General features: G+C 53.2%; 12 protein-coding genes. 6 read left to right on the top strand and 6 right to left on the bottom strand.

Features of this window, described 5'->3' with window-relative positions; all coding sequences use genetic code 11:
• Both IAG03_RS11240 and IAG03_RS11235 read left to right on the top strand, forming a co-directional pair.
• Nucleotides 1-260 (top strand): DDE-type integrase/transposase/recombinase (locus IAG03_RS11240; protein ID WP_249320123.1); only part of this gene is annotated, 260 nt, incomplete at its 5' end.
• A 14-nt stretch (nucleotides 261-274) separates the two neighbouring features.
• On the top strand, nucleotides 275-493 hold the full coding sequence (locus tag IAG03_RS11235; protein WP_346726139.1) for an IS3 family transposase: 219 nt from the start codon (nucleotides 275-277) through the stop codon (nucleotides 491-493).
• 242 nt (nucleotides 494-735) lie between these two features.
• Here the strand turns inward: IAG03_RS11235 and IAG03_RS11230 are convergent, their stop codons facing one another.
• From IAG03_RS11230 to IAG03_RS11215, 4 genes are read right to left on the bottom strand one after another with little or no spacing between them, the layout of a single operon-like run.
• Nucleotides 736-2,637 (bottom strand): YgiQ family radical SAM protein, encoded by a 1,902-nt coding sequence (locus IAG03_RS11230; RefSeq protein WP_249320121.1) that lies wholly within the window; start codon nucleotides 2,635-2,637, stop codon nucleotides 736-738.
• Entirely contained in the window at nucleotides 2,634-3,929 is a 1,296-nt protein-coding gene (locus tag IAG03_RS11225) for a competence/damage-inducible protein A (protein WP_249320120.1), read from the bottom strand. The genes IAG03_RS11230 and IAG03_RS11225 overlap by 4 nt, the downstream gene beginning before the upstream one ends.
• A gap of 30 nt (nucleotides 3,930-3,959) precedes the next feature.
• Nucleotides 3,960-5,138 (bottom strand): tRNA uracil 4-sulfurtransferase ThiI, encoded by a 1,179-nt coding sequence (gene thiI, locus IAG03_RS11220; protein ID WP_249320119.1) that lies wholly within the window; start codon nucleotides 5,136-5,138, stop codon nucleotides 3,960-3,962.
• Nucleotides 5,135-6,289 carry a cysteine desulfurase family protein gene (locus tag IAG03_RS11215; RefSeq protein WP_249320118.1) on the bottom strand — a complete coding sequence of 385 codons (1,155 nt, stop codon included), beginning with the start codon at nucleotides 6,287-6,289 and terminating at the stop codon, nucleotides 5,135-5,137. The genes thiI and IAG03_RS11215 overlap by 4 nt, the downstream gene beginning before the upstream one ends.
• Before the next feature lie 118 nt (nucleotides 6,290-6,407).
• Between IAG03_RS11215 and IAG03_RS11210 the strand changes: the two genes are divergently transcribed.
• Nucleotides 6,408-6,788, top strand: a complete 381-nt coding sequence (locus tag IAG03_RS11210; protein WP_249320117.1) for a Fur family transcriptional regulator — start codon at nucleotides 6,408-6,410, stop codon at nucleotides 6,786-6,788.
• A gap of 4 nt (nucleotides 6,789-6,792) precedes the next feature.
• Here the strand turns inward: IAG03_RS11210 and IAG03_RS11205 are convergent, their stop codons facing one another.
• Complete coding sequence (locus IAG03_RS11205) at nucleotides 6,793-7,932, bottom strand: MGDG synthase family glycosyltransferase (RefSeq protein WP_249320116.1); 1,140 nt, start codon at nucleotides 7,930-7,932, stop codon at nucleotides 6,793-6,795.
• A gap of 335 nt (nucleotides 7,933-8,267) precedes the next feature.
• Here IAG03_RS11205 and IAG03_RS11200 point away from each other — a divergent pair, with 335 nt between their 5' ends.
• Complete coding sequence (locus IAG03_RS11200) at nucleotides 8,268-10,184, top strand: VanW family protein (RefSeq protein WP_249320115.1); 1,917 nt, start codon at nucleotides 8,268-8,270, stop codon at nucleotides 10,182-10,184.
• A gap of 372 nt (nucleotides 10,185-10,556) precedes the next feature.
• Nucleotides 10,557-11,981, top strand: coding sequence for an IS1182 family transposase (locus tag IAG03_RS11195; RefSeq protein WP_249320114.1), 1,425 nt, complete (start codon nucleotides 10,557-10,559; stop codon nucleotides 11,979-11,981).
• Nucleotides 11,982-12,063: 82 nt separating this feature from the next.
• Here the strand turns inward: IAG03_RS11195 and IAG03_RS11190 are convergent, their stop codons facing one another.
• Nucleotides 12,064-12,771: an ATP-binding protein gene (locus IAG03_RS11190; protein ID WP_249320113.1), complete on the bottom strand. Its 708-nt coding sequence runs from the start codon at nucleotides 12,769-12,771 to the stop codon at nucleotides 12,064-12,066.
• A 108-nt stretch (nucleotides 12,772-12,879) separates the two neighbouring features.
• Between IAG03_RS11190 and IAG03_RS11185 the strand changes: the two genes are divergently transcribed.
• A complete protein-coding gene (locus tag IAG03_RS11185; protein WP_249320112.1) occupies nucleotides 12,880-13,536 on the top strand; it encodes a Crp/Fnr family transcriptional regulator in 657 nt (218 codons plus the stop codon).
• The last annotated feature ends 72 nt before the right edge of the window (nucleotides 13,537-13,608 follow it).

Raw genomic sequence — 13,608 nt, 5'->3', positions numbered from 1 at the left:
CGTTTGCCCAACCATTCCCCAATCGTTTTTGGGCAACCGATATCACCTATATTCCCACAGCTAAGGGAATGGTGTATCTGTGTGCCGTACTGGATCTGTGCGGAAAAATGGTGCTGGCTCACCGGATCGGCGGCGATATGACCGCTTCGCTGGTGACGGATACCGTTCGGGATGCCTGTAAAAAAGAGAAGGCCGCTGATGGACGAATCCTCCACAGCGACCAAGATTTCAATATACAGACCAAGCATACTTTGACCTAAGCCAAAAATCCCACATTCAGCCGTCGATGTCCAGCCCCGAATGCCCTTATGACAATGCGGCAATGGAAAATTTTTTCGGGACACTGAAAACAGAGTGCCTGTATCGGAGAAAATTTTCGTGCCGGGCCGAAGTCGAACAGGCGGTGGCGGAGTATGTGCGATTCTACAACTATGAGCGGATCAACCTGAAGAACGGCCACACTCCGTTTGAAATCCGGAGCAAGGCCGTGTAATTCGCCGCTATTCTGCGACTGGGTGCTTTTTTCTTTGTCTGTTCGCTGGGAAACAGTCCAAGCAGCCAAGCGCTACTGGCCGCTTTTTATACGGTGAGGGAAAGTTCGAGCTTTTCCATCGGTGTCTGCAAACCTTTTTTCACATAATCCTTGACAGCACCTATTTTGATTTTTGCCATATTCATATTATTTTAAAATTACTTTCTTAATACGGCTGTGGAGTTTGAGCGGCTGCTGCCTTTTTATGCTTTCTTTTTGGGCGATTTCCGGACATTCCGGATCGTCTTTTTCTTTTTACTCGGCTGACTGTGCCGCTTCTCGCCGGGTTTCTCAGCCGGCTTTTCTCCGGGAAGCGGACGGATCAGACAGTGTTCTCCCGTTCCGATCAAATCGGTCCGTCCCGCCGCTTTCAGCGCCTGTGCGACAAGCGGTCGGTTTTTCGGCACAAAATACTGCAGCAGCGCCCGCTGCATGGCCTTTTCCTTCGGATCCCGCGGAATATAGACCGGCTCAAGCGTATACGGATCCAGTCCTGTATAAAACATACAGGTCGAAACCGTCCCGGGTGTCGGGTAAAAATCCTGCACCTGCTCCGGTCGGAGACGGTTCTTTTTGATAAACAGCGCAACCTCCACTGCATCCCGAAGCGTACTTCCCGGGTGCGAGGACATCAAATACGGCACCAAATATTGTTCCTTTCCCGCAGATTTGGTCAGCTCAAAAAAGCGTTTTTGGAACCGAAGATAGGCCTCAATGTGCGGTTTTCCCATTTTATCTAAGACGGAAGCGGCGCAATGCTCGGGGGCGACCTTCAGCTGTCCGCTGATATGGTGCTGCACCAACTCGCGGAAAAAGCTCTCATCCGGATCTTCCATCAGATAATCATACCGGATTCCAGACCGGATAAAGACGCGCTTGATTTTCGGCAGTGCGCGGAGCTTCCGGAGAATCGCGAGATACTCCCGGTGATCCGCCTGCAGTGCCGGACAAGGTTTGGGTGCAAGACATTTTTTTCCGGCACAAAGTCCCTGGGTTTCCTGCTTTTTACAGGAGGGGTGCCGAAAATTTGCCGAAGGCCCGCCGACGTCGTGGATATACCCCTTAAAATGCGGACTTTCCGTCAACAGTTTTGCCTCACGGAGAATCGAAGCCTCGCTCCGAGCTGTCACCGCGCGACCCTGGTGAAATGCAAGGGAACAGAAATTGCAGGCGCCGAAGCATCCGCGATTCTGCGTGATAGAAAATTCGACCTCTTCAATCGCAGGCACGCCACCCATTGCTTCATAGGAAGGATGGTATGTCCTCTGGTAGGGCAGCTCATAAACGGTGTCCAGTTCCTGCTGCTGAAGCGGCGGCATCGGCGGATTTTGTACCAGAATCCATTTGCCGTGCTTTTGGATGACCCGCTTTCCGCGGACGGCATCCTGTTCATCCTGCTGCTTCCGGCAGGAAATTGCATAAGCCCGCTTGTCTGTGCGGACCTCCTCAAAACTGGGACATTCCACCGCCGGACCCGGCCGGTACTCGGCGGCCGGAACCAAATAGCAGGTTCCCCGGATATTCCGCAGTTGGGAAACATCCTCTCCGCGCAAAAGGCGCTCTGCAATCTCCAGGGTTTGTTTTTCTCCCATCCCGTAAGAGAGCAGATCCGCGCCGGATTCCACAAGCACCGACGGATGCACGGTGTCATCCCAATAATCGTAGTGGGCAAACCGGCGCAGGGAGGCCTCCATTCCGCCAATAACTACCGGACAGTCCGGATAGAGCACTTTGAGCTTTCGCGTATAAACGGTCACCGCACGATCCGGACGTTTTCCCATGACTCTTCCGGGGGAATAGGCATCTTCTCCCCGGCGCCTTTTGGCCACCGTATAATGTGCAACCATGGAATCGAGATTGCCCGCGCTGACCAAAAAGCCGAGCGCGGGTCTTCCAAACCGGGCAAAATCCGTATCCTTTCTCCAATCCGGCTGGGCCAGAATGGCCACCTTGTAGCCGTAATGCTCCAAAAGACGGGAAAGGATTGCCGGGCCAAAGGTCGGGTGATCGACGTAGGCGTCGCCTGTTACGAAAACGAAATCCGGTTGTTCCCAACCGCGCGCCTCCATCTCTTCCCGCGTAATGGGAAGAAATGCAGCGCTCATTCTACCGGAAACAGTCCGGTGCCATCTTCCGGACTGCCCTCAGTCAGAGAGATTCCTTCCAAATACCGGCGTACCATATCCAGCGCGCGGGACGCCGCCGTATAGCGGATCCAATCCCGCGTCCGATTCCGGTTCGCACCCGGAATTTTATGCACCAGCACAGTTTTTCCGTCACTCAGCGCAAGATAAACAAGACCGACTTTTTTCTCCGCCGTGCCGCCATCCGGACCGGCAATTCCGGTAATTCCTACACCAAGATCACTCCCGGCAAGGCGGCGGACACCTTCTGCCATTGCGCGCGCTGTCTCGCTGCTCACGGCGCCGTATGTCTCCAAAACCGCATGCGGGACGCCGATCAGCTTCTCTTTTGCCGCATTGGCATAGGTCACAACGCCGGTTCCGATCACCGCAGAGGCCCCTGGGATATCCGTCAGCCGTTTTGCAAGAAACCCGCCTGTGCAGGATTCCGCCGTTGCGATGGTCATACCGCGGGCAGACAGTTCTTTGACAACCAGTTCCTCCAGCGATTCGGCGTCGACGCCGTAAACGCAGTCGCCGATTCGCGAACAGATTTCCTGTACCAAAGGCGCGCACATCTGCTCAGCCTCTTCCGGCGTTTCGGCGCGCGCCGTGACCCGGACAAACATTTCGCCATCCTTGGCATACGTCGCGGCTGTCGGGTTTGCACCCTGTACCAGGTCGTCAATCATTTCGGCAACCTGACCTTCACCTTTGCCGAACACGTGGACATTTTTTGAGACAATCGAGGCATGTTCCCGCTTCATCAGATACGGAACCGCTTCATGGTGCAGCATCGGGATCAATTCCGACGGCGGACCGGGCAGCATAATCACAATTTTTCCGGCATCGGTTTCAAATGCACAGCCCGGCGCCGTTCCGATGACATTGGCAAGAACGGTGCTGCCCTCCGGCAGCCAGGCCTGCCTTTTCTGGTTTTCCCCGCAGGCGCCCGGGCGATTTTTAAAAAACGCTTCGATTTCTTTCAGAATTTCTTCATGCAGAACCAGTTTTTTTCCGGCGGCCTGTGCAACCGTCTGTTTCGTCAGGTCATCTTCCGTTGGTCCAAGCCCGCCTGTTGTAACCAGAAGATCGCTGCGGGAGAGCGCCTGTTTTACCGCTGCATGCAGCCGCTCGGGGTTGTCTCCAACCGTGCTGGAAAACAACAGGTTTACCCCAATGTCGGAGAGCTCCCGCGCAACATACGCGGCGTCCGTGTTGATCGTGTGGCCAAGCAGAAGCTCTGTTCCGACCGCAATAATTTCTGCATTCATAAAAAACGCTTCCTTTCGGCAAACGGGCGCTTACTGCGCCCGTCTGATTTTCGTATATTTAATGTTTTCGAGACATTCCTGCACGAGGCCTTCTACGTCCAGTGCGGACTCTGCTTTTTCGATGATAGAGAGGGGCGGGCGCGTCCGCGGATGGCGCGGGGTAAATACGGTACAGCAGTCTTCGTAAGGTTCAATGGAAATTTCATACGTCCCGATTTTGCGGGACAGCGCGACAATTTCCGCCTTGTCCGTCCCGATAAGCGGACGGAACACCGGAAGTGTCGCCACCGCATCTGTACAGGCAATGGCCTGCATGGTCTGGCTTGCAACCTGCCCGAGACTTTCCCCAGTAATCAGTGCGCCGCAGTCCTCACGCCGGGCAATGGCCTGTGCCACCCGAACCATAAAGCGCCGCATGATTACGGTAAAGAGCTCTTCCGGGCATTTCTGCAGAATCTCCTCCTGTACATGCGTAAATCCGACTGTTTGCATCACCATATGGCCGCCGTATTCACTGACGCGCCGCAAAAGCTCCACCACTTTTTGTTCGGCACGTTCGCTGGTATACGGAGGGCTTGCAAAGTGGACGGCCGTCAATTCAACGCCGCGCCGCGCCATCATCCACGCGGCAACCGGGCTGTCGATTCCGCCGCTGATGAGAATTGCCGCTTTGCCGCCGGTCCCGATCGGGAATCCACCTGCGCCCGGCTTCGGCGTTCCGTGCACATAAGCCGCAAAGTCGCGTACTTCCGCACGCACAACAAGGTCGGGATGATGTACATCCACGGTCAGATGCGGGTAATGTTCGAGTAAATATCCCCCGACTTCACAGGATAATTCCGGCGAGGTCAGCGGGAACTGCTTATCTGCGCGCTTGCTTTCTACTTTAAATGTTTTTACCGTTTCCAATTCTGCCCGCAAATATTCTGCGGCGGCTTTCTGGATGCCCTCCACGGTTTTTTCCGCCGTGCAGGCGCGCACATACGAAATTACACCGAAGACTTTGCCGATGCGTTCCTCTGCAAGATCCATATCGCTTTCCGCGTCTTCCGGAATCACATAGACCGTCGACTGTGCATACCGCACGTCGAAAGCACCGGTTCCGCGCAGCGCCTGCTTGATGTTTTTCAGCAGCGCCTGATCAAATACCCGGCGGTTTTGCCCCTTAAGCACCATTTCTCCCAGTTTAATTAAAAGAACTTCTTTCATCGTCCACCTCTTGCTGTTCGCGTTCTCATGAGTGTTTTGGCACCTTCACGGACTCCGGCGAGAAGGGCTTCAACATCTTCTATCGTATTCTCGCGCGAAAAACTGACCCGGAGCGAGGAGTCAATCTGTTCCTCCGGCAGCCCCATCGCGCGGAGCACATGGCTTTTTTCTTTTCCTGCACAGGCAGATCCTGACGAAACAAAAACGCCCTTTACAGAAAGGAAGTGCAGCAGCACTTCCGACCGGATCCCCGGTACAGAAAAGTTCAGCACATAGGGCAGAGCGTCCTCCGGAGACTGGATGCATACATCCGAAATTCCGCGCAGACCCGTTCGGCAGGCTGCATTTAGGATTGCGATCTGTTCCTCGATTTTCCGCAGTTCCGGCAGCGCCCGAATTGCGGCTGCAAAACCCGCAATGGCCGGCATGGCTTCTGTTCCGGAACGCAGTCCGCGTTCCTGCCCGCCGCCGAATACTCTCGGCTGCAGCCGGACTTTTTTTGCACAATAGAGCGCACCGGCGCCTTTCGGACCGTGCAGCTTGTGCGCGCTCATACTCATCAGATCAATCCGCTGCCGCTGCGGACAAAGCGGAATTTTTCCAAACGCCTGCACCGCGTCCACATGCAGCAGCGTACGCGAACCGGATTCACGAATCGCTTCTGCTGCGGCATCAATGGGCATCCGTGCACCGGTTTCGTTGTTTACCGCCATCATACTTACTAGGATGGTATCCGGATGGATGGCATTTCGCACCGCTTCCGGCGGCAGGTTTCCGGTTTTATCCGGTGCAAGATAGGTCACGGAAAACCCCTGCTGCTCCAGCTGCTGCATTACCCGCAGTACCGAGGGGTGTTCGATTGCGGTGGTGACAATATGCTTGCCGTGCCGGACACCCGCCTGCGCCGCGCTGAACAGCGCCAGGTTATTGGATTCTGTCCCACCGGATGTGAACAGAATTTCCTCCGGTTTCGCAGACAGCATCCCTGCAACGGTCTCCCGTGCTTCCCGGAGCTTCATCTCCGCAGCAAACCCCATAGAATGCAGAGACGACGGATTTCCGTACGTTTCTGTCATGATCTCCACCACGGCGCGTACCGCCTCTTCGCAAACCTTTGTTGTCGCACTGTTATCGAGATATACCGTATTCAATCGCACCCGCATCCTTTATCCATTGCAAATTTCAGAAAATTCCGTTAATATAGAAGTATGGAAGGCCAAATTCTCTGTCGGGTTTCACTGCGTATGACCAAAAAGGAGGGACAATCCCTTGGACGGCTTAAAAAACACCAAACAGCGGGCGGCCATTTTGTCCCTGCTGGACGCTTCGGCGGAACCCGTTTCTGCAGAGGAGCTCTTTGAACAGCTAAAAGCCGATTTTCCGGCTCTGGCAATCTCTACCGTCTACCGGAATCTCGAGCGATTCACTGCGCTTGGTATCGCCGAAAAAGAGGCGTTCCCGGACGGCGTCCAACGCTTTTCCCCCGCAGAAAAGCACAGCCACTACCTGGTCTGCACGATTTGCCATAAAAAGATCAAACTGGATGTCTGTCCTTTGGCAGGCCTTGAGCGCCGTCTGGAGCGTGACACCGGATTTGAGATTGACGGTCACAGCCTCACAATTTACGGAAAATGTCCCAACTGCCGGTAACCATTTAGCAGGTTGCCGGCTCTTTCTTTTCTAAAAGAGTCTGTACGAGCTGGAAAATATGTTCTCCGGACTCCGATTTATCAAATGCACTGCAGGATTTCCGCATGGTTTCCAGGCGTTTCCGGTCCTCCAATAGCTTTTGCACCGTCTGTGCGCAGTCCTCTCCGCTTTTGATGCGCAGTCCCATATTATGCGCCATCAAAAACTCCGCGTTGTCTTCTTCCTGTCCGGGGATTGCATCGAATACAACCAGCGGAAGCGAACATGCAAGCGCTTCGGAAATGGTCAGTCCGCCCGGCTTTGTAATCAGTAAATCCGCGACATGCATGTACTTTGCGACTTCATTGGTATAAAACAGAAGCTTTGTACTTTTGGGGCTTTCCGGAATCAGACGCGCAAAGACGTCGTACATTCTGCGGTTCCGCCCGGTAATCAAGATGATTTGCAGCGGCGTTTCGATTTGCAGCAGCGCCTTATAAATTTCGACAATATTGGATACGCCGAAGCTTCCCGCCATAATGAGAATGGTCGGAATAGTTTCGGAAAGGCCCATTCCACGTAGGAGCTGTTCTTTGTCCTGCTTTTTGAAAAAGATGTCCTGCACCGGAATCCCGAACGCATAGACCTTTTCTCGCGGAACACCGGCTTCGGCCATTTCCTGTACCATACCTTCGTCGGAAACGACATAGGCGTCGACATGCTCCGCAATCCACGCTTTGTGCATGCCGTAATCCGTAATTACACAGAGCAGCGGCACCTGCAGCTTGCCCTCTCCTTTCAGCGCAGATACCATTTCAACCGCAAACGGATGGGTTGCAATCACCAGATCCGGCGCGTACGACGCAATAGAGGGCAACAGCTTCTGTGCAAACAGGCCGTTGAGTTTCGGTACCACGCCGGACAACCTATTGTCCTCGTTGGTCTTCTGATAGAGCTTGCCGTATACACGGGGAGAATTCTTCGCCAAAAATTTGTATCCGTCGCATACCGTCTTGTCCAGCAGCGTATGAATACATTTGAGTGTATCCAAAATTTCGATCTCCGCATCCGGCATGTTTTGCCGGATATCTGCTTCAATTGCGCGGGACGCTTTCATATGTCCGCCGCCTGTAGACGCTGCCAAAATCAAAATTCGCACATTCATACAACCTTCCCAATCTTTTTTCTAGAAACTTCCGTATGAAGTTTTACAGTGGTTTTGGTAACATGGTTTATTTACGTAATAAATAAAGGAACGCTTTCCAAAACGCGCTTTTCAGGAGCGCCAAACGACCAGTCCGGTAAGGTGTTCGCTGGTTTGAGGTTATTATAGCATAAACTCCTCGCAGAATCCACCGGACAATCCAATTTTGAAAAGTTTTCCTGTTTTCCAAAAGCCAAAAATTGTAAGGAAAAGGTTATAAACCTGTAACTTTACTTTTTTTTCAATAGGCTGTATGATGAAGTAGAATCGATATCCTTTCGAAAGGAGTTGCCGTCGTGTCAAACGAGACAAATCATACCCCCGGACCCCCTATGTCCAAGCAGACGCCGAATCCCCAAAAAGGACTTTCTGCGGGCGCAGCGGATCCGGTTTGTACAGCACCTGATAAAAAGCCTGTAGAGATCAAAAAGGCGGAAGCGCCTGCTGTTCCGGCTTCCGCTCCGAAACCGGAAGATTCTTCCCGGGATATCAGCAGCTTTTCAAAGCCCGACGAACAGAAAAAAGCGGTTGCCGTCGCGCCTGCGCCGAGCCGTGCCGTTCCGGTTGCCCCGCAATCTGCAGAACCGGAAAAGGCGCCGATTCCTACCTCGGCACAGACCGATATTTCTTCTTATTCTTCCGATGCTTCCGGAAACGGCGGAAAAAAGAAAACGTTGATTATCTCTGCAGTCGCATGTCTTGTGGTTGCGCTGATTGCAGTAGGGGTTCTGCTCGGTTCGTCGCTTTTAAAATCGCCCGGTCAGGATCCGGCCTCCAGTTCCTCTGATGCCGGCTTTACGTTTGGAAAAGGCATTTCGGTCTCAGGCGTAAAACTTGACGGGAGGACAGAAGAAGAGGCACGGACTGCGCTGACAGAAAAAGAAGCAGCGCTTGCCGGCGAATACAAGGTCGACGTTTCCTATAAGAAAGCCAGTTTCTCGATTACTTCGGCAGATTTGGCGCTTACATTCAATACAGATGCCGTTTTGGAAGAGGCCAAAAAGCGCAGCGAGGCGGAAGCTTCCGGCAGCAGCATTTCCAGTGAACCGCTTGAGCTAGTGGCCAGTTTCTCTATGGATGGCGTCACGAAAAAGATCATCGCCTTTGCAAAAGAAATCGATAAAAAGGCAGTTGAGCCCACCGTTGTGGATTTCGATTTTGACACCCTGGAATTTTCCTACAAAGACGGGGAAAAAGGCCGGAAGGTTGATCAAAAGAAGCTTTCCGAAGAAATTGAAACCATTTTAAAAGAGAAAAAATCCGGCACGGTTACCGCAACGGTAAAAGAAGTGGATTTTAAAACCTCGCAGAGTGACCTTTCCAAAAAGATGGGTCTCATTGGTACCTACAGCAATGTCTGCACAAATAACTCCAATTCCGAGCACAACATGCGGCTTGCCATGCAGAAAATGAACCAGCATGTCATTCCGGCCGGCGAAATCATCTCCTTCCATGGAATGGTCGGAGACAGCACCGTTCCTGACGGCGGCTGGGTTCAGTCCGGCGGCTGGATGAACGGCGAACTTGTACCGATGTACGGCGGCGGTATTTGCCAGGCGGCAACGGTTCTGTACAACTGCGGATTGTATTCCAATCTGGAAGTGGTTGAGCGGGCCTGCCATATGCAGCCGTCAAGTTACTGCGAACCCGGATTGGACGCGACGGTAGATTATCCGTACCTGGATGTCCAGATGCGGAACACCACCGAATATCCGATCTATATCGTTTCTTATATGGATGGCATGACCCTTACCATGTCCATGTACGGATATATTTCCGATGAATATGATGAAATCAAAACTTACGGAGAATTCACCGGATATATCGCAATGCCGGAGGCCATCGAAAAGAAGGACGACTCTCTGGAGCCCGGAGAACGGGTCCTGAAGCGCACCGGTTATTCCGGATACAACGCTGCTGCGTGGCGGTACTGGTACAAGGACGGCGAGCTGATCAAGACGGAAGATCTGCCGACCTCCCATTACAGTGAGGTGGCGCCGATCTATCTTGTAGGCCCGGATAAGCCGGAAGCAACGCCGACACCGAAGCCCAAGCCGACACCGAAACCGGAGAACACGCCAAAACCGACGCCAAAACCGACGCCGGAGCCGGAGCCGACGCCGGAACCGGAGCCGACACCAGAGCCGGAACCGACGCCGGAACCGGAACCGACACCAGATCCCGGAACAGGCGAGGAGAGTTCGGAAGGCTAAACTTTGCATGGCGCCGGCAAATGCAAGCGGCGCAAAGTCTGCGCTGCCTGTGCATGCAGTCCATCACTTGATGAAATCGTTCCAAACCGCTGGAGGCATCTTGCCGTCCGGCGGTTTTTTATGGTCGCTTTTACGGGGAGAAAAGCCGGTTCTACAGGGGAAGGACAGTGCGCAAAGGGCATAACAAGGCGATGCGTCAGCCCAAACGAAACGAATGGAATCGGGAATCGCTTCTTGGATAGGCACAGACATCACATTACAAGGATACAGTTTTTTCCAAAAAAGGCAGCCGCACGCGAGCGGCTGCCTTCAGCCTGTCAAAAAAGGACGCAAAGAGCGGCCTTTTTTGATATAATAGAGACGGTGATGGAAATGCTGAAGAAGGAAACAGAACAGCGGCAGGCAATCGAAATGCTGTGCACGGATATGCTGGTACCGCAGGAGCATCTTTTGCGGAAGATCGACGCGGCGGTGGATTTTTCATACATATATGAGCTGGTCGAGGATTTGTACTGTGAGAACAACGGCCGGCCAAGCTGCGATCCGGTGGTGCTGTTTAAGCTGGTGCTGATCCAGCATCTGTTCGGGATCCATTCGCTGCGGCAGACCATGCGGGATGCAGAAGTGAACGCGGCGTATCGCTGGTTTCTGGGCTATACGATGTCGCAGAGTCTTCCGCACTTTGCGACGATCAGCTATGCGTTCTGCCATCGCTTTACGGCAGACGTGATCGAGGGCGTGTTCCGCTGGATACTGGAGGAAGTGGCCCGGGCGGGATATCTGTCGCCGGAGGTGGTGTTTGTGGACGGAACGCACATCAAGGCGAACGCAAGCCTGAAGAAGCGCGTGAAGAAGGAGATACCCGTGGCGGCGAAGCGGTATCAGGAGCAGCTGGACGCGGAGATCGAAGCGGATCGATTGGCACACGGGAAAAAGCCCCTGAAAAAGAAGGATGACGACGCCGGTACGCTGTCCGCCCCGGCAAAGCAGAAGACGGTGACGAAATCGACGACCGACCCGGACAGCGGCGTGTTTCAGAAGGGCGAGCACAGGAAATGCTTCGCCTACGAGGCGCATACGGTCTGCGACCGGCGCGGCTATGTGCTGGAAACAGAGATCACGCCCGGCAATGTCCACGACAGCGTCGCCTTTGACACGGTCTATGAACGCCTGATCGAGCATTATCCTGAAGTGCAGGACATCACCGCCGACGCGGGCTACAAAACGCCGTGGATCTGCAAACAGGTCTTCGACAGCGGGAGAATCCCGTCGCTGCCCTATAAACGTCCGATGACGAAGAATGGAAACCTGCCCTGGTATGAATATGTCTATGATGAGTATTATGACTGCATCCTCTGCCCACAAAACCAGATTCTGAGTTATTCCACCACCAACCGCGATGGCAACCGGGAGTACAAAAGCAAAAGTTACATTTGCAAAAACTGTCCTGTCCGCGAACGCTGCACTGAAAATCAGCAGTACACAAAGACCGTGACGCGGCATGTCTGGCACGATTACATAGAGCGCGCGGAGGACGTTCGGCATTCGGACATTGGCAAGAAAACCTACGCGCTGCGTTCGCAGACCATTGAGCGCGTCTTTGCCGACGCGAAGGAGAAACACGCCATGCGTTATACGCCATATCGAGGGCTGACCGCGGTTACCGCCTGGGTCAAGCTCAAATTTGCTGCGATGAATTTGAAAAAGCTCGCAATCCATAAGTGGTTGCGCTTACTTTTTTCCTCCTTTCTATCGTACAAGAAGCCAGATTGCAGACTCGCAATCTGGCTTCTTTGACAGGCTGAAGGCAGCCGCACGCGAGCGGCTGCCTTTTTTGAAATACGCTACAAAATTCAGCGTCTGTTTTAGATTTGGAGACTTAGTCCAGCAGCGTTCCGTCTGTGGAAACCGTGCAGACTTGCCACGGGATGAATTTCCCGCTGTTTTGCAGCGCGGTTTTGGCCGCCTGTTCAATGCCGCCGCAGCAGGGAACTTCCATGCGGACGATTGTCAGACTGCGGATCTCGTTTTGCCGGAGGATTTCCGTCAGCTTTTCTGTATAATCTCCTTCATCGAGCTTGGGGCATCCGATCAGCGTGATACGGTTCCGGATGAAGCGATTATGAAAATCTCCGTAGGCATAGGCGGTACAGTCTGCTGCGACAAGCAGATTGGCGCCGTCAAGATAGGGGGCGCGTGTCGGAATCAGCTTAATCTGTACCGGCCACTGGGAAAGCCGGCTTTCCGCCGCCGGAGCAGGTGCGTCCGAATGCGGTGCATGTGTGTGCGTAATGGTTTTGGCGTGTGTTCCGGGGCACCCGCAGGGAAGTGTCTCAGGCATTGCGGCCTTCTCAGCCTGTGCTGCTTTGACGGCTTCCGCATCATATGCCGGGGCTTCCCGTTCTACAAAGGAAATGGCGTCTGCCGGACAGGCGGGCAGGCAGTCTCCGAGACCGTCGCAGTAATCTTCGCGCAGAAGCTTGGCTTTCCCGTCGACCATACCGATGGCGCCTTCGTGGCAGGCTTCGGCACAAAGGCCGCAGCCGGTGCATTTTTCAGAATCAATTTGAATGATTTTGCGGATCATAACATCGTCCTCCTTTTGGAAAATCGAAAGGGTTTCTTTTGGGTTCTGTTTGTATTATAATCGAGAAAAAATGAAAAATCGGTTGTCGTTACAACGAAAGGAGCAGCCATGGAAAAAAACAAAATTGATTTTCGAAGTCTGCCGCTTTTTTATGGAATCGAAGAATCCGCATACCGTCAGGTTTTTTCCTGCTTGCAGGCAGAGGAAAAAACATACCGAAAAGGGGAGAGAATCTTGTCGCCGGGAGATTTCTCCCGCCGGTTTGGACTGGTGTGCTCCGGTGCGGTGCAGATTTGTCGGGAGGATCCCGACGGGAACCAAACGCTGCTGTCACAGCTTTTGCCGGGCAATCTGTTTGCCGAGGCGTTTGCATGTGCCGGACGCCCGCTGACCGTAGCGGCGGAAACATCGGAGCAGTCGGTCATTTTATGGATGAATCCGGAACATCTATTTTCCTTTGGGGAGCGGTCATGTCCGGTACACGCCCAGGTGGCTGGAAATCTTTTGCGGATTTTGGCACAGAAAAATATTTTTTTAACTGGCCGGATTCAACATCTTTCCTGTAGAAGCCTGCGGGAGAAAGTCTGGTCATTTTTATCTGAGCAGGCGCTTCTTGCGAAAAGCAATACCTTTACGATTTCGTTTAATCGGCAGCAGATGGCGGACTACCTTGCAGCGGACCGCAGCGCACTTTCTGCCGTATTGTGCCGAATGCAGAAAGAAGGCTCCATACGGTTTCAGAAAAATCGGTTTACACTTTTATGAGCAGCAAGATCCCCAAAATATACATGGCAATCAAATGAATTTCAGGATAAAATGAACCCAAACAGCTTTTGG

It is taken from the genome of Yeguia hominis, assembly GCF_014384705.1.
GTDB lineage: Bacteria > Bacillota > Clostridia > Oscillospirales > Acutalibacteraceae > Yeguia > Yeguia hominis.
This window is presented reverse-complemented; position numbering and strand designations above follow the sequence as displayed.

Excerpts from the sequence above, each read along its gene's own strand:
- IAG03_RS11230 (WP_249320121.1), bottom strand. The coding sequence starts at position 2,637 with ATGAGCGCTGCATTTCTTCCCATTACGCGGGAAGAGATGGAGGCGCGC.
- IAG03_RS11225 (WP_249320120.1), bottom strand. The coding sequence starts at position 3,929 with ATGAATGCAGAAATTATTGCGGTCGGAACAGAGCTTCTGCTTGGCCAC.
- thiI (WP_249320119.1), bottom strand. The coding sequence starts at position 5,138 with ATGAAAGAAGTTCTTTTAATTAAACTGGGAGAAATGGTGCTTAAGGGG.
- IAG03_RS11205 (WP_249320116.1), bottom strand. The coding sequence starts at position 7,932 with ATGAATGTGCGAATTTTGATTTTGGCAGCGTCTACAGGCGGCGGACAT.
- IAG03_RS11195 (WP_249320114.1), top strand. The coding sequence starts at position 10,557 with ATGCTGAAGAAGGAAACAGAACAGCGGCAGGCAATCGAAATGCTGTGC.
- IAG03_RS11190 (WP_249320113.1), bottom strand. The coding sequence starts at position 12,771 with ATGATCCGCAAAATCATTCAAATTGATTCTGAAAAATGCACCGGCTGC.
- IAG03_RS11185 (WP_249320112.1), top strand. The coding sequence starts at position 12,880 with ATGGAAAAAAACAAAATTGATTTTCGAAGTCTGCCGCTTTTTTATGGA.